Origin of the sequence: Kribbella sp. NPDC049584, from assembly GCF_040675555.1 — a bacterium.
Classification (GTDB): Bacteria; Actinomycetota; Actinomycetes; order Propionibacteriales; family Kribbellaceae; genus Kribbella.
In genome coordinates, this window is sequence record NZ_JBFAPF010000010.1 from 149,818 (window position 1) to 173,292 (window position 23,475).

24 protein-coding genes are annotated in these 23,475 nt (G+C 67.8%); 7 read left to right on the plus strand and 17 right to left on the minus strand.

Annotation, left to right across the window (positions count from 1 at the left end; translation table 11 throughout):
- Position 1 precedes the first annotated feature (1 nt).
- From AB0J62_RS29910 to AB0J62_RS29925, 4 genes are all read left to right on the plus strand, one after another.
- Positions 2-913, plus strand: coding sequence for a sensor histidine kinase (locus AB0J62_RS29910; RefSeq protein ID WP_363878005.1), 912 nt, complete (start codon positions 2-4; stop codon positions 911-913).
- A gap of 153 nt (positions 914-1,066) precedes the next feature.
- Positions 1,067-2,398, plus strand: a complete 1,332-nt coding sequence (gene ccrA / locus AB0J62_RS29915) for a crotonyl-CoA carboxylase/reductase (protein ID WP_363878007.1) — start codon at positions 1,067-1,069, stop codon at positions 2,396-2,398.
- A gap of 93 nt (positions 2,399-2,491) precedes the next feature.
- Entirely contained in the window at positions 2,492-4,510 is a 2,019-nt protein-coding gene (locus tag AB0J62_RS29920; protein WP_363878009.1) for a transposase, read from the plus strand.
- Positions 4,507-6,003 carry an AI-2E family transporter gene (locus AB0J62_RS29925; RefSeq protein ID WP_363878011.1) on the plus strand — a complete coding sequence of 499 codons (1,497 nt, stop codon included), beginning with the start codon at positions 4,507-4,509 and terminating at the stop codon, positions 6,001-6,003. The genes AB0J62_RS29920 and AB0J62_RS29925 overlap by 4 nt, the downstream gene beginning before the upstream one ends.
- A gap of 80 nt (positions 6,004-6,083) precedes the next feature.
- Here the strand turns inward: AB0J62_RS29925 and AB0J62_RS29930 are convergent, their stop codons facing one another.
- Positions 6,084-6,710, minus strand: coding sequence for a hypothetical protein (locus tag AB0J62_RS29930; RefSeq protein WP_363878013.1), 627 nt, complete (start codon positions 6,708-6,710; stop codon positions 6,084-6,086).
- A gap of 259 nt (positions 6,711-6,969) precedes the next feature.
- On the minus strand, positions 6,970-7,743 hold the full coding sequence (locus AB0J62_RS29935) for a phytanoyl-CoA dioxygenase family protein (protein WP_363878015.1): 774 nt from the start codon (positions 7,741-7,743) through the stop codon (positions 6,970-6,972).
- 84 nt (positions 7,744-7,827) lie between these two features.
- Between AB0J62_RS29935 and AB0J62_RS29940 the strand changes: the two genes are divergently transcribed.
- On the plus strand, positions 7,828-8,571 hold the full coding sequence (locus AB0J62_RS29940; protein ID WP_363878017.1) for an AraC family transcriptional regulator: 744 nt from the start codon (positions 7,828-7,830) through the stop codon (positions 8,569-8,571).
- Here the strand turns inward: AB0J62_RS29940 and AB0J62_RS29945 are convergent.
- From AB0J62_RS29945 to AB0J62_RS29995, 11 genes are all read right to left on the minus strand, one after another.
- A complete protein-coding gene (locus AB0J62_RS29945) occupies positions 8,539-9,054 on the minus strand; it encodes a GNAT family N-acetyltransferase (protein ID WP_363878019.1) in 516 nt (171 codons plus the stop codon). The two genes, AB0J62_RS29940 and AB0J62_RS29945, sit on opposite strands and share 33 nt — an antisense overlap.
- A 10-nt stretch (positions 9,055-9,064) precedes the next feature.
- Complete coding sequence (locus tag AB0J62_RS29950; RefSeq protein WP_363878021.1) at positions 9,065-9,823, minus strand: ChbG/HpnK family deacetylase; 759 nt, start codon at positions 9,821-9,823, stop codon at positions 9,065-9,067.
- A 98-nt stretch (positions 9,824-9,921) separates the two neighbouring features.
- On the minus strand, positions 9,922-10,662 hold the full coding sequence (locus tag AB0J62_RS29955; protein ID WP_363878023.1) for a PIG-L family deacetylase: 741 nt from the start codon (positions 10,660-10,662) through the stop codon (positions 9,922-9,924).
- Positions 10,663-10,672: 10 nt separating this feature from the next.
- The gene (locus tag AB0J62_RS29960) at positions 10,673-11,548 is read right to left on the minus strand and encodes a carbohydrate ABC transporter permease (protein WP_363878025.1); all 876 of its coding nucleotides are present in this window, start codon (positions 11,546-11,548) and stop codon (positions 10,673-10,675) included.
- Positions 11,545-12,492 carry a sugar ABC transporter permease gene (locus tag AB0J62_RS29965; protein ID WP_363878027.1) on the minus strand — a complete coding sequence of 316 codons (948 nt, stop codon included), beginning with the start codon at positions 12,490-12,492 and terminating at the stop codon, positions 11,545-11,547. Before AB0J62_RS29965 ends, AB0J62_RS29960 begins: the two co-directional genes overlap by 4 nt.
- Complete coding sequence (locus AB0J62_RS29970; RefSeq protein ID WP_363878029.1) at positions 12,489-13,781, minus strand: extracellular solute-binding protein; 1,293 nt, start codon at positions 13,779-13,781, stop codon at positions 12,489-12,491. The genes AB0J62_RS29965 and AB0J62_RS29970 overlap by 4 nt, the downstream gene beginning before the upstream one ends.
- Positions 13,782-13,790: 9 nt before the next feature.
- Complete coding sequence (locus AB0J62_RS29975) at positions 13,791-14,783, minus strand: GNAT family N-acetyltransferase (RefSeq protein ID WP_363878032.1); 993 nt, start codon at positions 14,781-14,783, stop codon at positions 13,791-13,793.
- Positions 14,780-15,886, minus strand: coding sequence for a DUF1343 domain-containing protein (locus tag AB0J62_RS29980; RefSeq protein ID WP_363878034.1), 1,107 nt, complete (start codon positions 15,884-15,886; stop codon positions 14,780-14,782). Before AB0J62_RS29980 ends, AB0J62_RS29975 begins: the two co-directional genes overlap by 4 nt.
- A gap of 106 nt (positions 15,887-15,992) precedes the next feature.
- The gene (locus AB0J62_RS29985) at positions 15,993-16,760 is read right to left on the minus strand and encodes an alpha/beta fold hydrolase (protein ID WP_363878036.1); all 768 of its coding nucleotides are present in this window, start codon (positions 16,758-16,760) and stop codon (positions 15,993-15,995) included.
- A gap of 34 nt (positions 16,761-16,794) precedes the next feature.
- Positions 16,795-17,088 carry a hypothetical protein gene (locus AB0J62_RS29990; RefSeq protein WP_134111371.1) on the minus strand — a complete coding sequence of 98 codons (294 nt, stop codon included), beginning with the start codon at positions 17,086-17,088 and terminating at the stop codon, positions 16,795-16,797.
- Positions 17,089-17,138: 50 nt separating this feature from the next.
- Positions 17,139-18,158, minus strand: a complete 1,020-nt coding sequence (locus AB0J62_RS29995) for an acyl-CoA desaturase (protein ID WP_363878039.1) — start codon at positions 18,156-18,158, stop codon at positions 17,139-17,141.
- A 132-nt stretch (positions 18,159-18,290) separates the two neighbouring features.
- Between AB0J62_RS29995 and AB0J62_RS30000 the strand changes: the two genes are divergently transcribed.
- Positions 18,291-19,589, plus strand: coding sequence for a sensor histidine kinase (locus AB0J62_RS30000; RefSeq protein WP_363878041.1), 1,299 nt, complete (start codon positions 18,291-18,293; stop codon positions 19,587-19,589).
- Positions 19,541-20,188 (plus strand): response regulator transcription factor, encoded by a 648-nt coding sequence (locus AB0J62_RS30005; RefSeq protein WP_137259446.1) that lies wholly within the window; start codon positions 19,541-19,543, stop codon positions 20,186-20,188. The genes AB0J62_RS30000 and AB0J62_RS30005 overlap by 49 nt, the downstream gene beginning before the upstream one ends.
- Here the strand turns inward: AB0J62_RS30005 and AB0J62_RS30010 are convergent.
- The 4 genes from AB0J62_RS30010 to AB0J62_RS30025 are packed head-to-tail and all read right to left on the minus strand — an operon-like array spanning position 20,185 to position 23,426.
- Complete coding sequence (locus AB0J62_RS30010; RefSeq protein WP_363878042.1) at positions 20,185-20,916, minus strand: amino acid ABC transporter ATP-binding protein; 732 nt, start codon at positions 20,914-20,916, stop codon at positions 20,185-20,187. The genes AB0J62_RS30005 and AB0J62_RS30010 overlap by 4 nt on opposite strands.
- Positions 20,913-21,764, minus strand: coding sequence for an amino acid ABC transporter permease (locus AB0J62_RS30015; RefSeq protein ID WP_363878044.1), 852 nt, complete (start codon positions 21,762-21,764; stop codon positions 20,913-20,915). Before AB0J62_RS30015 ends, AB0J62_RS30010 begins: the two co-directional genes overlap by 4 nt.
- A complete protein-coding gene (locus AB0J62_RS30020; RefSeq protein WP_363878046.1) occupies positions 21,761-22,618 on the minus strand; it encodes an ABC transporter substrate-binding protein in 858 nt (285 codons plus the stop codon). The genes AB0J62_RS30015 and AB0J62_RS30020 overlap by 4 nt, the downstream gene beginning before the upstream one ends.
- Positions 22,619-22,628: 10 nt before the next feature.
- On the minus strand, positions 22,629-23,426 hold the full coding sequence (locus tag AB0J62_RS30025) for a helix-turn-helix domain-containing protein (protein WP_363878049.1): 798 nt from the start codon (positions 23,424-23,426) through the stop codon (positions 22,629-22,631).
- Positions 23,427-23,475: the final 49 nt, after the last annotated feature.

Below are 23,475 nucleotides of genomic sequence, written 5' to 3' on the forward strand. Positions count from 1 at the left end.
GGTGCTGAAGGACAGCGCCACCGACTCCTTGCACGGTGCGCCGGCCGGGTTCAAGCATGACGCCTTCGTCCACGGAACGGACGAGGAGTTCGTGCTGCGCGCGGTTGCGTTCGTACGCGAGGGGCTGGCGGCGGGGGAAAGAATCGTGGCCCTGCTCCCTCCGGAGCGGACTGCGGTACTGCGTGACGCCCTGGACTCGCAGTACTCCGAGGTGACCGTCGTCGACGCGACCGTTGCCGGGGGCAACCCTGCGCGGCTGATCCCGTTCTGGCGCGGCATCCTCGAGCAGGAGCCCGGCCGACCGGTGCGGGGGCTCAGCGAGGCCGCCTACCCGGGCCGGAGCGCCGCGGAGTACGACGAGGTCCTGCTGCACGAGGCGTTGAGCGATATCGCTTTCGCCGCGGATCGTTCGTTCCGGCTCTGCTGTGCGTACGAGGCGTCGGTCGGCATCGACCCGACCGCGACTCATGCGGGCCAGAGCGGGATGGAAGCCCTTGCGGACAAGTCGTTCCGGACGGCGCTCGGCGACGTACCGGATCGCGCCGAGAGGTGGGAGTTCGGGCCGGACGAGCTCGGCCAGGTGCGGCAGTGGGTCGGCGGCCAGGCCTCGTCGCACGGGGTCTCGCGGGACCGGCTCGAGGACCTGGCGCTGGCGTTGCATGAGATCTGCACGAACAGCATCCGGTTCGGCGGCGGCCGCGGCGCCCTGGCGGTGTGGTTCGCGGACCGTTCCTTGATCTGCGATGTGACCGACCGCGGCCGGATCGACGACCTGCTGGTCGGACGCGTGCTGCCGCCGCTCGACGGTCTCGGCGGGCGGGGCGTCTGGCTGGCGAACCAGCTCTGCGATCTGGTCCAGCTGCGCTCCGGCGACGACTTCACCCAGGTCCGGCTGTCCACCCGGCTGCGCTAATCGGCGAGTAAGACCACTGACAACGGTGGACTGATGAAGTGACGGTCGTCTCAACCGTCGCTCGCTGTGTTACAGCGCACAGCCAGGCGTGCATACTCAGCGGTAAGTTCCGCTCACTGCGTGACCTTGGCCGCCGTTGCAGGAGGTACTTCCGTGAAGCAGATCCTCGAAGCGATCTTGTCCGGCGACAGCGCCGCCGTCGGCGAGCTCGACGTACCGGAGCACTACCGCGGGATCACCGTGCATGCCGACGAGGCGGGCATGTTCGAGGGGCTGGAGACCAAGGAGAAGGATCCGCGGAAGAGTCTGCACCTGGACGACGTGCCGACGCCCGAGCTCGGCCCGGGTGAGGCACTGGTCGCGGTGATGGCGAGTGCGATCAACTACAACACCGTGTGGACGTCGATCTTCGAGCCGGTGTCGACGTTCTCTTTCTTGAAGCGGTACGGGAAGCTGTCGCCGCTCACGGCCCGCCACGACCTGCCGTACCACGTGGTCGGCTCCGACCTGGCCGGCGTCGTACTGCGGACCGGGCCCGGCGTGAACGCGTGGAAGCCGGGCGACGAGGTGGTCGCGCATTGCCTGTCGGTCGAACTGGAGTCGCCGGACGGGCACAACGACACGATGCTCGACTCCGAGCAGCGGATCTGGGGATTCGAGACGAACTTCGGCGGTCTCGCCGAGCTCGCCCTGGTGAAGTCGAACCAGCTGATGCCGAAGCCCGCCCACCTCACGTGGGAAGAGGCCGCGTCGCCGGGGTTGGTGAACAGCACCGCGTACCGGCAACTGGTGTCGGCGAACGGCGCCAACATGAAGCAGGGCGACGTCGTACTGATCTGGGGCGCGTCCGGCGGGCTGGGCTCGTACGCGACGCAGTTCGCGCTGAACGGCGGCGCGATCCCGGTCTGCGTGGTGTCGTCGCCGGAGAAGGCGGAGATCTGCCGGGCGATGGGAGCGTCGCTGATCATCGACCGGTCCGCCGAGGGGTACAAGTTCTGGAAGGACGAACACACCCAGGACCAGAAGGAATGGAAGCGGTTCGGGGCGCGGATCCGCGAGCTGACCGGTGGGGACGACCCGGACATCGTCTTCGAGCACCCGGGGCGGGAGACCTTCGGAGCCTCGGTGTACGTCGCGCGACGCGGCGGGACGATCGTGACGTGCGCGTCGACGTCCGGATTCATGCACGAGTACGACAACCGGTACCTGTGGATGAACTTGAAGCGAATCATCGGCTCGCATTTCGCCAATTACCGCGAGGCCTGGGAGGCGAACCGGCTGATCGCCCGCGGGATGGTGCATCCGACGGTCAGCAAGGTCTATTCGCTCGAGGACACCGCGCAGGCGGCGTACGACGTCCATCGCAACCTGCACCAGGGCAAGGTCGGCGTCCTCACCCTCGCCCCCACCGAAGGCCTGGGCGTCCGCGACCCTGCTTTGCGCGCACAGCACGAGGACGCGATAAATCGCTTCCGTAACAGGTAGTTGTCCACAGCCTCGATTGGCTGGTTTCGGGTGGGTTCTGACAGGCTTATGGTGGGGGATTCACGCTGAGCCGCCAGAAGGGAATCTCGGGAGATGCCTGACGAGTCGAGCCTGCCGTTCTTCGACCGCACGGCGACCGCGGCCGGGGGCTTCCCGGTCAGCCGTCGTGGGTACGACAAACAGGCGGTGGACGACTATGTTCGCGCGCTGGAGATGCAACTCGTCCAGGCGCGCAACCGCGCCGACGAGCTCCAGCAGAGTGTCGCGCCGCTGCAGCACCAGCTCGAGGAGACGCGACGCCAGCTCGAGGCCAGCGCCAACCCGTCGTACGCCGGACTCGGCGACCGGGCCGCGCAGATCCTCCGGCTCGCGCAGGACCAGGCGTCGGAGGCGCTCGAGGAGGCCAAGCGCGAGGCCGAGGAGCTACGGGCGAACGCGGCCAAGGAGGCAGCCGCGGCGCGGGCGACCGGTGAGCGTGAGGCCGAGGACATCCGGACCGTCGCGCTCAACGAGGCCGACAGCGTGCGGCGTACCGCGGAGGGCGACGCGGCGGAGGTCCGGCGTACGGCCGAGACCGAGGCCGCCGAGGTGCTCGCGGCCGCGCGGCGGAAGGCCGAGCAGCTGCAGCTCACTGCCGAGTCGCAGGCGAGCACGCTGAAGAACGGCGCGCTGCACGAGGCGGAGAAGATCCGGACCGCGATCCAACGCGAGTCGGCGGCGCTGCGGGCGCGGCTGGCGGACGAGCGCGAGCAGCAGGCCAAGGAGCTCGCCGACAAGCACCAGCAGATCGCGGCCGACACCGACAGCCTCACCACCCAGATGAAGGAGGCCGCCGAGGCGTCCGAGCGCCGGGTGGCCGAGGCGACCGAGCAGGCCCGCAAGATCCGTGCCGAGGCCGAGGAGTCGGCCGAGCGGACCCTCTCCCGCGCTCGCCGCGAGGCCGAGCAGCTGCTCACCACCGCGCGGACCCGCGCCGAGGCCGAGCTGGCGAACGCCGCCGACGAGGCGGAGCGGTCCCGGACCGTCGTCGCCCGCGAGACCGAGCGGCTGGCGAAGCGCCGCGACGGCATCCTCACCCAGATCGCCGGGCTCAACGAGATCGCCAGCAACATCGCACGCCAGGCGGCCGAGCTCGACTCCGAGACCGCGGCACCGGCGTACGTCAACCCTTTCGCCCGACCGAACACCGGCCCCACCACTGGTGGAGCCGGCACCAGCGCTAGCGCCGGCTCGACGAGTGGTGGGGACGACGCGTTGACCACGAGCCCGTTCAGCCCGGCTCCGGGTTCGGCGACCGGCAGCCCCTTCGCGGCCTCCGGCCAGTCGGAGGCCCCGTTCGCCCCTGGTGCAGCGGACCGTGGAAACAGCCCGTTCAACTCCGGCACGACGGACTCGACCGACAGCCCGTTCGCCTCGGGCTCGAAGGACCCCGCCGACAGCCCGTTCGCCTCCAGCTCCAAGGACTCGGCCGACAGCCCGTTCAGCTCCGGCGGCACGGACTCGGCCGACGGGCCGGTCGGTGCCGGTGAGCCGGAGTCCGCGTCCGGCCCTGGGACCGTCGGCTCGACTGCGCCCGGATCCAGTGCCGACGACAACCCGTTCCCGGGTGCCACGCCGGCGGCGAGCCAGTACGCGCCGTCGAGCACGTCCGCTGCGTCCGGCGCGATCACGGGCGATTCGGCGTACGACGACGGGGACGGACCGTTCACCGGAGCGAGCCCGTTCGTGGGGATCGCCGCCGGCGACGCGCGCGTCGACGAGACCCGCATCGACACCGCGCTGCGCGTCGACCCGAAGGACGCGCCCGACCTGGCCGACAAGACCAGCAAGTCCGCCGGCGGTCCGGCCAACGCCGATTCCCCTGTTGGTTCGCTGAACGGCTCTGCCGACGCTGCCGACTCCAAGGGTGCTGAGGGCTCGGATGACGAGGACGAGCCGAAGGATGCGACCAAGATCGACGAGTTCCGGCTCGATGACCTCGCCGACGAGGAGACTCGGGGCCAGACGCGTCCGACCGCCTCGGTGAAGTCCTCCGGGAGCAAGTCGTCCGTCGACGACGCGAAGACCGATGCGGCCACCTCGAGCGCGCGATCCCCGAAGGACAAGATGTGACGCCAGCCGGCGACGACTCCTCCACAGCGACCGATCCGGACCTCGCGGCAGCCACCCGCGAAGCGAAGACCGCCGCCGCCCAGGCCGAGGCCGCCGCCGACAAGGCCGAGGACTCGGCCGACGAGGCGGAAGCTGCTGCTGGACAAGCCGCCGGCTCGGCGCGCGCCGCCGACGCATCCGCCGACAAGGCTGACTCGTTCGCCGACAAGGCCGACGCATCTGCCGACAAAGCTGACTCCTCTGCCGACAAAGCCGACTCGTTCGCCGAGAAAGCTGACTCCTCTGCCGACAAGGCTGACTCGTTCGCCGACAAGGCGGAGGAGTCGGCTGAGGAAGCTGACGATGCCGCCGACACGGCAGCGGCGACCGCCAAGGATGCGGAGGACGCCGACGAGAACATCGCCGACGAACTACTGATCGAGGAGCGGCACCCGTCCGTCGGGATGGGTGTCCCCGGTCCGCCGCTGCGGCGCGGCAACCCGTTCACGTTCGGATTCTTCGCCGCGCTCGGCGTACTCGTCGCCTGGGGTCTGTGGAACGCAGCCGGCCAGGCCCGATCGGTGCTCATCCTGCTGCTGGTCTCGATGTTCATCGCCGTCGGCCTGAACCCGCTGGTCGAGTGGTTCATGCGCCGCGGACTGAAGCGCGGGTGGTCGGTCGGCGTGGTGTTCCTGCTGATGATCCTCGCGGTCGTCGGCGTCGGATTCGCGATCGTCCCGGTCGTCACGGATCAGATCGACAGCCTGATCAAGAACGCGCCGGGCTATCTCGACCTGCTGCAGAAGTCGAAGACGCTCAACCAGCTGGACGACAAGTACCACTTCATCCAGAAGGCCCAGGACTACATCCAGGACCCGGCGCTGGCGCAACGGGCGTTCGGCGGCATCCTCGGCGTCGGCAAGGTGGTCGCGAACGCGCTGTTCAACACGTTTACGATCCTGGTCCTGACGCTCTACTTCCTCGCGTCGCTGCCGTCGGTCAAGCGCGCGGCGTACAGCCTCGTCCCGCGCACCCGCCGGACCCGCGTCGCGATCCTCGGCGACGAGGTCCTCGGCCGCGTCGGCGGTTACGTCAGCGGCCAGTTCCTGGTCGCGCTGTGCGCCGGCGTCTGCATGTTCATCTTCCTGGAGATCATCGGCCTGCGTGACTACGCCGTGGCGCTGGCGATCGTGGTGATGTTCTGCGACTTCATCCCGATGGTCGGCGGCCTGATCGGCGTCGTCGTGGTCGCCCTGATCGGCTTCACCGGCGGCCTGTGGACCGGCCTCGCCTGCTTGATCTACGGCATCTGCTACCAACAGGTCGAGAACTACTTCGTCGCCCCCCGCATCATGCGCCGCGCCGTGGACATCCCCGGCGCCGTCACCGTCATCGCCGCCCTCCTCGGCGGCGCCCTCCTCGGCGTAGTAGGCGCCCTCCTAGCCATCCCCTCCGCCGCCGCCATCCTCCTCATCATCCGAGAAGTCTGGGTCCGCAAGGCCGACGCTTCTTAGGTCGACGTGCAAGCGCTCGCGTCCGCACGTGGTCGAGCGAGCCAGGGATACCTGACTGAGGCCTGGGTGCTGGGGCTTCTCTAGACCTTCTGTCTTTGCGAGGCTGTGGGGCTGGCGGCGGGACGCTTGGATGAGCTAGATCCCTTCCGGGCTGGACGATGGTTCGCCTGCCGCGCGGGGCCTTCGGTGCGAGGCTCCTCAGGCCGCCTCTTCTTCGGCCCGGTTACCTCGACGATCCTGACTGCTCGGCCGTCGGTGAGTTGGATGACGAGGTCGTGCGCGAATTCCTGTCGGGACTTCCGGATCACCCCTGCCGAGTCACCCTCGGCTGCCTGCACCAACTGGGAGACGCGTTGATGGGAGACGCCGAGCACGCTGCTGACGTCTCTCACCGGGACACTCGCGTCGGTCAACGCAGACGCGACCTCGCGTGTGAGCTCTCCGACCAACGCTTCGAGGTCCTTCGCGCGACGACGGAGGCCGTCGACCAGGATCTTCGCTTCCAGTAGATCCTGGCCGTCGGCCGCGATCCCGGAGACTCGGACCGCGACGCGCGAGAGCGGAACATCGGTTGTTACCGCGATGTACTCGCGAGCCATCTGCTCGACCTCGTCCAGCCGGCGGGCCTGCGTCAGTCCGTCAAGCTCAGGAATCGCCACCATCCACCACCGGCCGTCCCGCTCCACCGTCACGTCATAGGTCTTCACTGGGCTGCCCCCTCACATTCGGCGAGCGCCTTGCCGGCCTTCCTCACAACGCCAGGCGAGATCATCCGATGGCCGTCCGGCAACGCGAACGTGTGCTGGCCACATGAGCACTCGTACAAGCTGTGGGACCCTTCCGTCCTGACCTGCCGCCACCCAGCGTCCTTGAACGCCTTCACGATCTTCCGTGTCGGCTGCTCACTGACCATGGATTTTAGTCTAGGAAGCTAGACAGTTTCAAGGCAAATCACATAGACAGAGCTCAGTTGGTGACGTCGAGGATGAAGCGTTGGGCTGGGGTTAGGCGTTTGTAGGTTTCGACTCGGATGTAGGTCTGCTGGTCCAGTTGCTGCGGCAGGTGGCGGAGGGCGAAGTACGCGTGGAGAGCGCGGCGGGGGGATTGGGTTCGGTTCTGGGTGCCGCCGTGCCAGAGGTGGCTGTTGAAGACGACGACGGTGCCGGCTTTGCCGGTGAGTTGGATCTGGTCGGGGTGGGGGTCGCCTGGGTTGGGCATCTCGTCGCCGGGCATGGTGCCGCGGCGGTGGGAGCCGGGGACCACGCGGGTGGCGCCGTTCTCGGGGGTGAAGTCGTCGAGGAGCCAGATCGAGTTGCAGACCTCGTACTCACCGGGCTGGACGGGATGCCCGAAGTCCGCGTGGAGACCCTGGTGACCTTCACCGGGGAGAGCGGCGCGGCTGTTGAGGGACGACAGTTTGAACTCGCCGAGGACGTGCTGCATCGCGGCCAGCACGCGGGGATGGCTGAAGCAGACCTCGAACTTGGGGTCCTTGTTGACGAGGTCGGCAAGCCGGTCCGTGCCCTTCTCCTGATGTACTTCGAGGCCGGCCCGGTCACCCTCGGCCGCGGTCAGCTCGGCCAGCCGTTTGTTGAGCGCCGACACCTCTTGCAGGGTCAAGATCCCTTCGAGCGGGAGGTATCCGTCCCGGTCGAGCTGGTCCTTCTCGGCTTGGGTGAGTACGTCGTCGGTCACGCCGAGCTCGGTCAACGCGGTCGCCATATCCATCGCCAGATCCATCACGGGCTCCTTCCCAAGATGCACGAATCGATGCCAGCATCAATCCGACGTACCCGGGAAACAATGCAGAAGGCGACAGGGCTTATGCACAAATCGCTACGGCTGCTCGGCGCCGGCGTACACACCGCGGCTCCCGGCAAGGACTACCCGCTGCACGCGCATACGTCGTGGGAGCTCGTGTACTACGTTCGCGGCCGCATCACCTGCCCTGTCGGCGAGGAGACGTACGCCGCGACGCCCGGCACCGTACTGCTGACTCCACCGAGCACCTGGCATGCCGAACAGAGCCGCACCGGGTACGCCAACCGCTTCCTCCAGGTCGACGCCGCGGCCGCCCACCCGTGGCCCCGACTCTGCTACGACGACGCCGATCACACCCTCGGCCGAGTCTTCGACGCTCTCGTACGCGAGAACAACGAAGAGCTCCGCGCACTCCTCCTGTCCGAGCTGGACCTCCGCTTGCGCCGCTCAGCCGCGGCCCCACCCACAACCCCAGCGGAGCAACTCGTCATCGAAGCTGAGCGCATCTTCGAGGAGCGCTTCGCCAGTGGTCTCCGGATCGCCACCGTCGCCGCCGACCTGGGCATCTCCCCGTCCGGCCTCCGCGCCGCGTTCACCCGACTTCGCAGTACCAGCCCGCAAGCCGCAATCCAAGCGGTACGCCTCCGCCACGCCCTCTCGCACATCCGCAACTCGACGCTCCCACTACAAGCGATCGCCGAACTCACCGGCTACCACTCCGTCAGCCACCTGACCCGCCACATCAAGGCAGCCACCGGCTCCCCACCCGGCGCCCTACGCAGCACCGAGTTCACCCTCAACCAGTGACCCAATCCACGCATCAACCCGCTGCCCGCGATGCACCAGCCGCTTACGCAACTGCCCCTCCATCACAAAGCCAACCTTCTCCGCTACGCGACGGGAGGCGTGGTTGCCGATCTCCGCACGCCACTCGATGAGCTCCAGACCCTTCGTCGCGAACGCCCACCGGCAGACCGCTCGCACGGCCGCCGGCGCAACGCCCCGACCGCGCGCGGCCGGGGCGGTCCAGTAGCCGACCTCCGCAGTACCGTCCCCGCGCAGGCCGAGCCCGACGCGCGCGAGCCGCTCGCCGGCCTCCTCGACCACGAACTCGGCCCGCTGGTCATTCCCGATGGCAAGATGCTGCACGAAGTACTGCGCGTGATCCATCAGGTACGGCGAGGGCACGCCGACGTACTGCTGCAGCACGGGGTCCTGCGAGACCTCGTACACCCACGAGACATCCGCCATCGTGAACGGCCGCAGCAGCAGCCGGCCTGCACTGATCACGAGAAGCTGCTCACGAGAAGGCGGCGCTGACCGTTGTGAGCTCGATGCCGCGTTCCTCGATCGCCTTGCGGATCTCGGGATCTGTGACGAGCTCCTGGTCGGACAGCCGGTACTCCTCGGCCCAGCGATACGTGTACGACCCAGGCTTGTGCAGCGCTCCGAGCTCAGGCTCCGCGGCCGCGCAGTGCGTGACCAGCAGATGCACTCCCGGCGTCAGCTTGTCGAGGTACTCGAGCAGCCACGCCCTCTTCACGTCCGCGTCCCGATCGCTCAACGTCTCGATCGACGCGAACCGCTGCGACTCCACCTCCCCATAGATGAACGGCTTCCCGGCAGCACGCGACACCTCGTCGTACGCCGCGGCCGTCGCCGACTGCCCCATGTGTACGTCGAGGTACTCGATCGCCAGCCCCTCCGCCGCGAACTTCGCGACCTGAGCCGTCAGCTCACGCACCGCGTCCTCATGAGTCACCGACGCCTGCGCCTCAGCCACCGACCGCAGGAACGTCCCGTCCTCCCCCACCAACGACGCCCCATCCGTCAACGGCCGCCACCGCAGGAAGTCCCACTCACATGTCAGCGTCTGATGCACCCCCAACGGAATCCCGAACTCCCGCGCCAACGCCGCCGCCTCGGTAAACCAAGGACATGCCGCCATCGTCGACACCTGCGTCAGAATCCCGTCCCGGAACCCTTCCACCGTCCCCACGTTGACCGCATGACACATCCCGAAGTCATCCCCCTGCACAACCAACCGAACCTCAGCCACGCCCACTCCACTCATAGCCCAACAGATCCGACCACGACCGTACGTCCTCCACCCCCGCACGCGCACCGAAGGGCACGTCGCACCCCGCGTGGGAACCCCTACGGCCCGGCGAGTTTGGTGACTTCCGGGGCGTGGTTGGTGTGGAAGGCGCAGGCTCGGGGGTAGGAGGCCAGGCAGCCTCGGGTGGTCATGAGGGCGGTGTAGTAGTCGATGTAGCGGAAGCCGTAGGTTTCGCCGCGGGCGAAGGCCTGGTGGCGGATGGCGGAGACCCAGCGGTAGAAGGCCTCGTCGGGGATGGGGACGTAGAGGGACGGAGTGAAGCCCTCCATGTCCTCCCAGTTCTCGGCGTGGAGGAAGCTACGCACGCCGTGCCGCCGGAGCTCGGCCAACTTGCGGACCAGGTCCGGGTACGGCGTGGCGAAATCGTCCGTCGGGTCGATCGGCAGGCCGGCCAGGAAGCGGGCCCGCTCGGCGAGGACGGCGGCGTTCTCGTGGTCGCTGTGGATGGAGTGTTTCCAGTGGGTGATGATCGTGTCGGGTTGCTTCTCGCGGATGATCCGGGCCAGCTCCAGCGCCACGTCGTCACCGGCGGAGAGGAACCCGTCGCTCTGGTCGAACACCACGAAGCCCGCGCCGATCGCCTCCGCGAACGCCGCACCCTCGGCGATCTTCTGCTTCTTGTACTCCGTCGGCGTGAGCCGCGGGTGACCGCGTTCGCCCGGGGTCAGCGCGACGATCGTGGCCGACGCGCCTTCCAGGATCAGCTTTGCCAGCGTCGGCCCGGCGGTCAGATCCATGTCGCCGATATGCGCCCCGATAGCGAGCACGTTTCTGTTCACAAGGGTCTCCTCATTTCAGGCCACTGAGTACGACACCGCGCACGTAGTACTTCTGGAACAGCAGGAACACGACCAGCACCGGCAGCGTGCTGATCACCAGGCCGGCCATCACGATCGGCATCGTGCGGTCCGGGTCGAGGAAGCTCTGCAGCAACTGGATGCCGACAGGCAGGGTCTGCAACGAGGGATCCGAGGACGAGATCAGCAGCGTCCAGATGTACTCGTTCCAGGTCCCGATGAACGTGATCAGCCCGAGCGTGATCGCCACCGGCTTGGTCTGTGGCAGCACGATCAGCCGCCAGGTCTGCCACTGGTTCGCGCCGTCGATCTTGGCCGCCTCGAGCATCTCGTCCGGCAGCGACACCATGAACTGCCGCATCAGGAAGATGCCGAACCCGCTGACCGCGAACGGCAGGATCAGCGCGACCAGACTCGTCGTCAGTCCGCCGTCGCCGCCGCGGCCGAGAATGTCGTTGCCACCGGCAAGCGGCCAGTTCAGCATGATCAGGAACGTCGGGATCAGCAGCAGGAACGGCGGCAGCATCATCGTCGCGAGGATGAACCGGAAGATCACCGCCCGCCCGCGGAACCGCAGCTTCGCCAGCGCGTACCCGGCCATCGAAGACGTGACGAGCACCGAGATCGTCACCGAGACTGTGACGATCACGCTGTTCCGGAACAGCCGGCCGAGTTCCAGTTGCGCGAAGGCGTCACGGTAGTTGTCGAAGTTGAAGGACTCAGGCAGCAGCTTGTACGGGATGACGCCGTACTCCCCCGGACCCTTGAACGAGCTCATCACCATGTCGAGGAACGGCATCACCATCGCCACTCCACCGAGGACCACCACCAGATACGCGAACCACGGGAACCTGCCGCGCCGCTTCACGAGGTCTCCTCCCCGCGCCGCCGGGCGATCCACAGCTGCAGCAACGTGATCGCGAGGATGATCACGAACAGCACCATCGCCATCGCGCTCGCCGTCCCCCACGCGCCGAACTTGAACGCCCGCTGGTACATCTCGAACGCCGCCACGTTGGTCGCGTTCACCGGCCCGCCGTCACCGGTCATCACGATGATCAGCGCGAACGACTGCAACCCGCCGATGAACTGCGTGACCAGCACGAACAGCAATGCCGGCCGCAGCAACGGCAACGTGATCGACCAGAACATGTGCCACGAGTTCGCCCCGTCCACCTCGGCGGCCTCGTAGTACATCTCCGGGATCGCTTTCAGGCCGGCCGTCAGGATCAGTACGGCGCCGCCGATCGAGGCCCAGGCGTGTACGACGGTCACCGACGGCAGCGCGTACGACGAATCGGACAGGAACCCGACGCTGTTCACACCGAGCTTGTTCAGTACTGCGTTGATCAGGCCGGCCGGCTGGTACATCATCTTCCACACGTTGCCGATCGCAACCACCGTGGCGACCACCGGCAGGAAGTACAACACCCGCCAGAACCCCTGGAACGACAACCGGTCGATGCAATAGGCAACCAGCACCGAACCGAACGTTGCCAGGAACACCGATCCGAAGGCGAACAGCAAGGTGTTGACGAGGATCGGCTTGACGAAGGTCCCGTCGAAGCTCAGCACGTCGCCGAAGTTCGAGAACCCCGCCCACTTCAGGGTGCTGAGGTCGAACCCGCCCCAGTCCGAGAAGGCCAGCACGATCGCGAAGATGAACGGCAGGATCAGGAACAGGCAGAAGAACAGCAGCGCCGGCGACAGGAACAGGTACGCCGCCAGCCCCTCGCGGTGCAGCTTGCCGACCCGTCGGGCCGGCGACACCACCATGCCATCGTCGCCGACCCTGCTGACCGCGGTCGTCATTGCGGTTTGACGGCCTTCGCCGCCTGCGCCAGCGCATCGTCCGGATTCTTGCCATCGGCAAGCACCGTCATGATCGCGTTGTGCAGCGCGGTCTTCGCCTCGTAGGCCCCCGGCTGGTTCGGTTCGGCCATCGCGTACGTCGCCGCGTCGTAGATCGGCGCCAGGTTCGGATCGGACAACGACTTCTTGTACTCCGCCTGGTCGGCCGTCCGCGGCGGGATCAGGCCCTGGTCCGCGAGCCACTTCCCGGTCTCGGTGACGTTGCTGCTCTCAGCTTTGTGCTCGTTCATCCACGTCAGGAACTTCCACGCCTCGTCCGCGTGCTTACTGCGCTGGTTCACGCCCATGAAGAAGCCGTACGCCAGCGAGCCCTTGCTGCCCGGCGTCGGTCCGGGGATCGCGGTCACGCCGACGTCCGAGGCGTACTTGTCCTTCATCTGGGTCTTGAGGCTGCCGATCCACCAGCCGGCCTGGATCGCCATCGCGACGCCGCCGCTGCGGAACTGCTTGGTCGGCGAGATCGACGTGTTCGACGCCTTCGCGGCCGCCAGATCGCCCTCGAACTTCAGCGCCGCCTTGCCCTGGTCGTTGTCGAACTGCGGTGTGCCGTCCGTGCCGAGGAACTTGCCGCCGGCCGAGTCGAGCAGCGACAGGAACGGGTGGACGGACTTGTTGTCGCCGTCCTGGATCAGGCTCAGGCCCTCGACCTGGATGTTGCCCTTGGCATCCCGCTTCACGGTCTTCTTCGCATCGTCGGCGAGTTCGGCCCAGGTGGTCGGCGGTTTGGTGATGCCGGCCGCGGCGAGGATCTTCTTGTTGTAGAAGAGCACGTAGGTGTTCAGCTCGGTCGGGTAGCCGAGGAGCGTGTCGCCGGTGGTCACGGCGCCCAGCGCGGCCGGGCTGTACTCCGCCTTGATCTTGGTCGCGATGTCGTCCGGCACCTTCGCCACGACGTTCGCCTTCATCAGCTGTCCGCCCCACAGGCCGTACGCGCTGACGATGTCCGCGCCACGACCGCCGGTCTGCCGGACCGTCATCGTGGTCAGCAGGTCGTCGAACTGAACCACCTGCGCCTTCACCTGGATCTTTGGGTTGTCCTTGTTCCACTCGGCGATCATCTTGTCCAGCCCGTCCTTCGACGGGCCGTCGCTGTAGTGGCTGAGCAGCGTCAGCTCGACCTTGCCATCACTGCCGGAGCCACCGCCCGAGTCGCCGCTGCCGCCACAGGCAGCGGCCGAGGCCAACAGCCCGGCAACGACCGCGAGTCGCAGTCCCTTCGAGATACGCATGTGGGTTCCTTAAGCGTCGGACCGGGCAAGGGGCGCCCGGAGGATGGTGAACGTGCGGGTGATCTCGAACCCCGTCTTCAGGTAGAGCTGTCCGGCCGCGGACTTCTCGCCGGTCCACAGGAACCAGGCCGAGTGGGCGCCGGTGGCAACCATCCGCTCGAGCGTCAGGTGCAGCAGCACCTTCCCGAGCCCGGTGCCGCGCGAGGCCGGCAGTACGCCGAACGGCCCGAACCGGTCGATCACTCCTTCGTACGTGCCGTGCATCGCCCAGCCGAGGATCGCCCGGCCGGACGGTGTCGGACCGGGTTGGCGCGCCACCACGATGCGCTCCAACGGCAGACCGGATACGACGCCCTCGCGGATCGCGCGCGCCCAGTCCGGGTTGAACTCCGCGCCGGCGATCGTGATCAGCGCGGTCAGCTCGTCGTCGGTTGGTGTACCAAAGCTGTAGCCCTCGCCCGTCAGCGCATCGATCCGCTTCCGGACCTCGCCCGGAATGGCATACCCGACCAGTCCGCGGTCCATCGCAACGGCGTCGTACTGCCGCTCGAAGCTCAGGTTGGCCAGCAAGCGAGCGGCATCCGGATAGCGAGCGCCGTCCAGGCCGGGGAGGAAGTAGTTCGGTGTGTACGACGAGAAGAAGACCTCGGTCCGCCCGTGCGACCGCAGCCAATCCATTGCCGCCGACAACAACGAGCGACCGATACCGCGCCGCCGGTACTCCGGATGCACGAAGAAGAATGGGATCCACCCAGCCGCCGGCTCGAGATCATCCGCGTCGACCGCGATCAACCGCCGGACCGCGTACGCCGCCCCGACGAGCTGATCGTCGATCACGGCCACCTGCAGACCAGCCGCGTCGAAGTTGCGGTCGAGCAGGAACAGGTCGCGGAACCGCTGGTAGCTGATCGGATCGGACGGCGCCGCGGTCGTCCACGCTGAAGCCAACGCCGGTCCGTCGCCAACCTGGAACGAGCGGATCGTCACGTCCGAGATCGTCATCCAGCAGTCCCTTCGTAGAGCAGCACGTCAGGTCGCACCCAACCCGCGGGCGTGGTTGCCGCGGGCAAGAGATCGACCGGGTCGTCGCCGGCCTCGAGGGCCTTGCGCAGCGAGTCCGAGCCCCACAGCCGGTCGAGCGACGGCAGCATCCCGAAGTCGTCCGGATACAGCTCGTTCAGCACCCGGAGCATCACCAGCGCGGTTCGCACCGGCTCGAACGCCTCGCGATCGACAACATGGAGCTGTACGCCGGATACGGCCTGGCCGGCGTACTTGCTGAACACAGGCTCGAACCAGGTCCGCCGGAAGATCACGCCGGGCAGCCCGCACGCGGACAACGCCGGCACGAGCCGATCGTCGACGTACGGCGCCCCGATCGTCTCGAAGGGCCGCGTCGTACCACGGCCCTCGCTGAGGTTCGTCCCCTCGAACAAGCCTGTCCCGGGGTATACCAAAGCGGTGTCCGGCGTCGGCATGTTCGGCGACGGCGGCACCCATGGCATACCGGTCCCCGACGACTCGCGGGTCCAGCCGTCCACCGGGATGACCGTTGCCTCACCCAACTGCCGGGCGAGCTCGCCGACGGTCAGTCCGTGCCGCAAGGGAATCGGCGCCCTCCCGACGAAGCTCTCGAACCCCGGCTGCAGCAGCGGACCCTCGACCCGGACACCGCCGAGCGGGTTCGGCCGGTCGAGGACGACAAATGGCATACCAAGCCGCGCCGCCGCCTGCTGGCAGTCGTACATCGTCCAGATGTAGGTGTAGAACCGCGTCCCGATGTCCTGGATGTCGAACAGCAGCACGTCGACACCGGAGAACAGGTCGTCGAGCTCCCGCCCCTGCCGCAGATAGGTGTCGAAGACCGGGAGACCGGTGTCGGGATCGACGCCTTCACCTTCACTCGCACCCGCTTGCGCCGTACCGCGGAGGCCGTGCTCGGGACCGAACAACGCCGCCAACGGCAGCCCGGCCGCACGCAACGCGACCGAGGTCGGCGTGAGGTCCGGCAGGACGCCGGTGAAGTTCGTGATCAGTCCCAGGCGCCCGTCGGGCACCAGCCCCCGGTCCTCGGCCAGACACTGTGCGCCGGTCCGGACCACCATCGCCGCCACCACCAACCCAGATCATGGATCCTGCAGGAACTGGGTTGAAAACTTACCGACGATTTCGGGTGAAGGTCAATGGATTACGGACAAACGTTTACCAGGGTCACCCGAGGAACGGCGTGAGCGCGGCCAGGAAGTCGTCGAGCCGCTCGGCGTGGACCCAGTGCCCGGCCTCGGGCACCTCGGCGTACTGGACGTGCGGGAAGTACGCGGCGATCGTCGCGCGATGGTCCTGCTGCACGTAGTCGGACTTCCCGCCGAAGATGAACAGCGTCGGCCCGTCGTACCGCAGACCGGCCGCCTCCGCGGGCCAGCCCGAGATGGCCGGCAGCGCGGCCTCGATCACCGGAAGGTTCGGCCGCCAGCGAGCACCGTCGGCGTCGAGGATCAGGTTCTGCAGCAGAAACGCACGGGTCCCGGCCGTGGGTACGGCGTCGACCAGCTGGGCGTCCACCTCGGCACGACGGGCAACCGAGGACAGGTCGGCGTTCCGCATCGCCTGCGCGTACTCGACGAAGGCAGGCGGATACTCGACCGGAGCCGCGTCGACGACGACGAGGCGCTCGACCACGTCCGGGTACTGCAGCGCGGTCAGCATGGCGGTCTTGCCACCCATCGAGTGCCCGACCAGCGCGACCGGCCCGACCCCGAGTGACTCGATCGTCTCGCGGACATCGGCGGCCATCTCCGGGTAGCTCATCGTGTCGACGTGCGGCGAGGACCCGTGGTTGCGCAGGTCGAACGCGAACACCCGGTGCTTGCCGGCCAGCCGGCGCGCGGCGGTCATCCAGTTCCGCCCGGAGCCGAACAGCCCGTGCATCACCACGACCGGCGTACCGGTGTCGCCGTACGACGTGACCGGAAGCTTCATGCAGATACCTTTCCGTACCGAACCCGCGCCGAGCTCAACGGCTCCGTTGCCAGCACGCAGTGTGCCAGTGACGCCGCTCGTCGAGCGACTGGGCGCCACCGATCGCGCCGAGCAGGCTCGGGTTGTCCGGCCACACCACGACGTGCGGGGTGACGGGCGGGATCAGCTGGTCGCAGCCGGGGCAACGGTACGACTTCGCGGACGCGGACCCGGAGACCCGCCGGACGTTCCACTCACCGTCGGCCTTCACCTCACGCGACTGGGTACCACCGAGCAGCGGCCGGTCACTGACCGGCCGCTGCCACTTGGAAGGCCTTCTGCGCGACATAGCTCTTCAAGGCTAGCCGTATGAGCCAGGTCACCCCGGCGGCAGGCAGCTCAGGCCGCGCGCAGTTCCTCGCCGACCTCGTGCATATGGCGCAACCCCATACGGTACGAATCGATCAAACCCGTCGAGATATAGGGCATTCCGATGCGCTCGCAGTACGCGCGGACGATCGGCTGGGCGAACCTGAGATTGGCCCGCGGCATGCTCGGGAAGAGGTGGTGCTCGATCTGGTAGTTGAGTCCGCCCATCATCCAGTCGGTGACCAGCCCGCCGTTGACGTTGCGGGACGTCAGGACCTGCTTCTCGAGATGACCCCAGTTGCTGTCGTCGTCGGGCATCTCCATGCCCTTGTGGTTCGGCGCGAACACGCTGCCCAGGTGCAGCCCGAACACCATGTGGTGCACCAGCGCGAACACCAGCGCCTGGGCCGGCGACATGATCAGGAACAGCGCGGTCAGGTACAGCACCACGTGCGCGGCCATCAGGCCGAGCTCGAGCTGATGCGTACGGCGACGAGCCAGCAGGAAGCGGATGCTCGACACCTTGAGGTTGAAGCCCTCCAGCGTGAGCAGCGGGAAGAACACCCGCGCCTGGTTGCGAGTGAGCCAGCCCTCCAGACCCTTGCGGCCCTCGGCCTGCTGGAGCGTCCAGACGAACACGCCCTCGCCGACATCGGGGTCCTTGTCGGTGTGGTTCGGGTTGGCGTGGTGGCGGTTGTGCTTGTCGCTCCACCACGCGTAGCTCATTCCGAGTACGACGTTGCCATGCAGCATGCCGATCCAGTCGTGCAGCTTGCGCGAGCTGGCGATCTGCTGGTGACCCGCGTCGTGCCCGAAGAATGCAGCCCGGGTGGTCAGGATCCCCAGCGGCAGGGCAAGCAGCACCACCCACCACGAGGCGCCGACCGCCGCGATCGCTGCCCAGATGAGGGCCATCAGGACCACGTTGATCCCGATCGCCATCGCGTACGCCGCCGTACGGCGTTCGAGCAGGCCCGCGGCCTTGATCTCCCTCAGCAGTGGCGAGAAGTCGCTGCCCTTGGTCCCTGGTGGGGTCACTGTCGCTGTCATGGATCCAGCCTCATCCTCGGCACCGCTGAAAACATGAGCGCTACTACCCAGATGCCGGGGGGTGGCAGCCCTCCGGCCAGAGGGGACTTAACACCACCGCGCCTGAGCACACGCTGAGTCATGATGGAGGGCATGAGCACCGTCGTGACCACCGAAGCACCGCCGATGCGGTATCCCAAGCTTGCGCAGCCCTGGATCGCGCTGTTCCTGGCGATCCTGGCCGAGCTGGGCATCGCCCTGTTCGTGCTCAGCGTGGTCTCCGTGCCGCTGATCGCGGTGTGGGTGGGCATCCCGCTGCTGCTCGTGGTGGTGCCGGCCGCGCGCTGGTTCGCCAACTGCCACCGGACGATCCTCGCGGGCTTCCTCGGCGAGCGGATCCCGCGCCCGTACAAAAAGCCGCCGATGCCCGGTATGCTGATGCGGCTGCGGACGATCCTTACCGACCCGCAGACCTGGCGGGACATCATCTGGCTGCTCGTGAACGCCGTCGTCGGGTTCACGCTGTGTCTGCTGAGCGCTGTGCTGTTCCTGGCCATGCTCTTCTATCTCGTCTACCCGCTGCTCGTCGGCGTGACGCCCGAGGGCGTGTTCACCGAGCCGTTCGGCGGATTGCTCACGGTGAACTTCTGGACCAGCTTTCTGCTGATGCCGGTCGCGCTGATCGCGTTCCTGATCTGGCAGGCCGCCGGCGAGCGGCTGCTGAAGGCGAACGCGTTCCTGGCCCGCTCGCTGCTCGGCCCGACCGAGAGCGCGAAGCTGGCGATGCGCGTCCGCGAGCTGGCCGAGTCCCGCGCCGAGACCGTCGACACCCAGGCGGCCGAACTGCGCCGGATCGAGCGCGACCTGCACGACGGCGCCCAGGCTCGCCTGGCCGCGCTGAGCATGAACCTCGGCATGGCCGAGGAGATGGTCGCCCGCGACCCGGCGCAGGCGGCCGCCCTCCTCACCGAGGCCCGCGAGTCGGCGAGTACGGCGCTGTCCGAGCTGCGCGACCTGGTCCGCGGGATCCACCCGCCGGTGCTGGCCGACCGCGGTCTCGACGGCGCGGTCAGGGCGCTGGCGATGTCCTGCCCGTTCAAGGTCGACGTCACCTTCGACGTGCCGGGCCGGCCGCCCGCGCCGGTCGAGTCCGCGGCGTACTTCGCGGTGGCCGAATGCCTCGCGAACACGGTCAAGTACTCCGCCGCCACGACCGCGTGGATCCAGATCACCCACGAGGACGAGAAGCTGCACATGATCGTCGGCGACGACGGCGTCGGCGGTGCGGTGATCAGGCCCGGTGGCGGTCTGTACGGTATCGAAAGGCGGCTGGCCGCCTTCGACGGTACGTTGACCGTGGTGAGCCCGAGCGCCGGGCCGACCACCGTGATCATGGAGCTGCCTTGCGAGTCCTCATCGCTGAAGACCACGCCCTCCTCCGGGACGGCCTGATCCGCCTGCTGGAGGCGCACGACTTCGAGGTCGTGGAGGCGGTCGACAACGGACCCCGGCTGGTGCCCGCCCTGGTGGAGCACCGGCCGGACGTGGCCGTGGTCGACGTCCGGCTGCCGCCGACGTTCACCGACGAGGGCCTGAAGGCGGCGATCGAGGCCCGCAGCCAGGTCCCCGGTCTGCCGATCCTCGTGCTCTCGCAGTACGTCGAGCAGCTGTACGCGCGCGAGCTCCTCACCGGCGGTGGCGGCGGCGTCGGGTATCTGCTGAAGGACCGGGTGTCGAATGTCGCCGAGTTCCTGGACGCGGTACGCCGGGTCGCGGCCGGCGGTACCGCGATGGACCCGGACGTGATCGGTCAGCTGCTGGCCCGCAACACCCGCGACGAACCGATCGGCCGGCTCACGCCGCGCGAGTCCGAGGTCCTCGGTCTGATGGCCGAGGGACGCTCGAACGCCGCGATCGCGAGCGCGCTCTTCGTCACCGAGAAGGCGGTCAGCAAGCACACCAACAACATCTTCGCGAAGCTCGATCTGCCGCCGTCCGAGGACGACAACCGGCGCGTGATCGCCGTGCTGACCTACCTGTCGTCGCGCTAGGTCCGGATCCGGCGCAGGAACTCCTGGGTGCGCGGCTCACGCGGCGCGTCCAGGACCTGGGCGGGCGGTCCGATCTCGAGCGGGCGGCCGTGGTGGAGGAAGCAGACGCGGTCGGCGACGTCGCGGGCGAAGGCCATCTCGTGCGTGCAGACCAGCATTGTCATGCCCTCGGACTTCAGCTCGCGGAGCAGGTCCAGCACCTCGCCGACGAGCTCGGGGTCGAGCGCCGAGGTGACCTCGTCGAGCAGCATCAGCTGGGGCGAGTTCACCATCGCGCGGGCGATCGCCGCCCGCTGCTGCTGACCGCCGGACAGCTCGTCGGGTTTGGTCAGGGCCTTGTCGGCCAGTCCGACCCGCTCAAGCATCTCCAGCGCACGTGCCCGCGCGACCTCACGCCGTACGCCGTGGACGCGGATGGGCGCCAGCGTGATGTTGTCGAGCACGCTCAGATGAGGGAACAGGTTGTACGACTGGAAAACGATCCCGATCCCCGAGCGCACCTTGTCGGCGTCGACGCGCGGATCCGTGATGTCCACGCCGGCGAGCTCGACCACGCCGTCGTCGACCGTCTCGAGCAGGTTCACGCACCGCAACAACGTCGACTTCCCGGACCCGGAGGCGCCGATCAGTACGACGCACTCCCCCGCGTCGACGTCCAGATCGAACCCGTCCAGTACGACGTTGTCGCCGTACACCTTCCGTACTCCACGCAAGGAGAGCAGGCTCATACCGGACCGCCTCCCCCGCCGTACCAGCCTTGGCGGCGGGCGACGTAATCGGTCAGCCGGGTCAGCGGGATCGTCAGCGCGACGAACAGCAGGCCGGCCACGACGTACGGCGTGAAGTTGAAGTCCTCGGCCGTCTCGAGCTGGGCGGCGCGGATCGCGTCGATGACGCCGAGGACGGCGATCAGGCCGGAGTCCTTCTGCAGGCTGACGAAGTCGTTCAGCAACGGCGGCATCACCCGGCGTACGGCCTGCGGGAGTACGACGAAGCGCAGCGTCTGGCGATAGGTCAGCCCGAGCGAGCGCGCCGCCGCCCGCTGCGACGGATGCACCGATTCGATGCCGGCGCGGAACACCTCGGCGACGTACGACGAGTAGGTCAGCACGAGCGCCGCCCCACCCCAGATCACCGCCTGGTTCGGCAGCCCACGCAACTGCAGCGCCGGTACGCCGAAGCCCAGCAGGAAGATCACCAGCAACAACGGGAGGCCGCGGAACACGTCCGTGTAGGCGGCCGCGAAGACGCGCAGCGGGAAGAAGACCGGGCCGCGCAACGTGCGCATGATCGCCAGCGTCATCCCGAAGATCACGATGAGTACGGCACAGGTCAGCATCACCCGGATGTTCAGCCAGAGGCCCTGGGCAACGACCGGCAGTGCCTCCCAGCCGCGGTGGAAGTCGAAGAACGTGGCCCGGACCCGCGGCCAGCCCGGCGTCGAGCCGATGCCGAAGGCAACCAGCGCGAGCAGGACCACCGAGCTGACGCCGGCGATCAGCGTCGATCGCCGCGCCTGCCTGCGCCGGTACGCGATCCGCTCGAGCTGGAGCGCCGAGGGCTGCCAGTCACTCACGAGAGTTCGGGAGCGCCGGACTCGGTCAGGTACTGCTTCTGCAGGTTCGCCAGGGTGCCGTCGGTCTTGAGCGCGTCGACCGCCTGGGTGACGCAGCCGGTCAGCTTCGAGCCTTTCTCGAGCACGAAGCCGAACTGCTCGGTGGTCCCGGTCGACGGCAGCTGCCCGACGATCTTGCCGTTGTCGAGCTGCGCCCCGGTCATGTAGAACGCGGTCGGCAGGTCCACCACGATGCCGTCGATCTGCTTGTTCTTCAGCGCCTGGACGGCGAGGTCGTTGGTGTCGAACACGGCCGGGGTCTGCTTCGGCTTCACCTGGTCGCGCAGGGCGGTGTAACTCGTCGTACCGACCTGGGCACCGAGCTTCGCATCGACCAGTTCAGCGACCGACTTGGCGTTCGCGATCTTGCTGCCCGCGGTCGTGATCACGGTCTGCCGGACGTCGTAGTACCCGGACGAGAAGTCGACGGCCTTGCGCCGGTCCTCCGAGATGGACACCTGGTTCACGTCCAGGTCGAACGGCTTCGTCCCGGGCGCGAACGCGGTGTTGAACTGGACCGTCAGCCACTTGACGTCGGCCTGCTCGAACCCCAGCTTCTTCGCCACCGCATAGGTGACGGCCGATTCGTACCCCTTGCCGTTGCTCGGGTCGTTGTTGCTGAACCACGGCTCGTACGCCGGCTTGTCGGTGCCGACCGTCAGCTTGCCGCCAGTCTTCACCGCCAGCTTGTCCTTCGCACAAGCATCCGCCCCCGACGGTGTCGACGAGCCGGACGAGTTGTTGTCCTCCGGCGCACACGCCCCGAGCCCCACCACCGCAAGCACCGCCAGCCCCACCACTGCACGCGTTCTCATGCGGAGAAGCCTAAGACCTCTTGCGGTACGTGGTGGGGCTTGATCCGGTGTGTAGACGGAAGCGTGTTGAGAAGTAGAGCGGGTCCGCGTAGCCGACCTGGGCCGCGATGGAGGCGACCGGGCGGCTGGTCAGCTCCAGGAGGCGGGCTGCAGCGTCGAGGCGGCGGCGTTCGACGAACTGTTGGGGGCTGACGCCGAGCTGGTCGCGGAACAGGTGCGCGAACCGCGAGACCGAGAGGTTGACCGCCCGCGCGAGCCGCGGGATGTCCAGGTTGGCGGTCAGGTCCTGGTCGACGAGCTCGATCGCGCGCAGCAGCCGGTCGTCGATCTGGACGGCCTTCGGGTTCTGGGTGTCGCACCACAACAGCGCGGCCTCGAGCGAGTTGGCGCTCAGCTGCTCGGCCTGCGGGAGCACGCTGCGTTGATGACGTACGGCATCGCGCAGATGGTCGGCGATCCGGTCGAAGGTGGGCCCGGCCGGCTGCAGCTGAACGATGCCCGGAGCAACCTCCGGCCAGTCGAGCAGCGGGAGCCAGTCGGGTTTCGGGTTGACGTGGGCGTAGAGGAAGTGCCAGCGATCGCCGACCGTGGCGTAGTCGTGCAGCGTGCCGGGGCGGACGAGCGTGACGCTACCCGGCTCGGCACGAACCTGACCGAATCGTCCCAGGCCGTCGAGCGTCTGCACCAGCAGCCAATCCGTCGTACCGCGGCGCCGGTACGTCGCGTAGTCAGGCCCCTCGTCGAACTCACCGGTCGCCACCCGGCGGACGACCGGGATCGGCGAGTCAGCAGGATCTCGAAGGTTCACAGCTAGATACGCTATCGTCCGGCGAACGGCTCCAACAGATCCTTGAGAT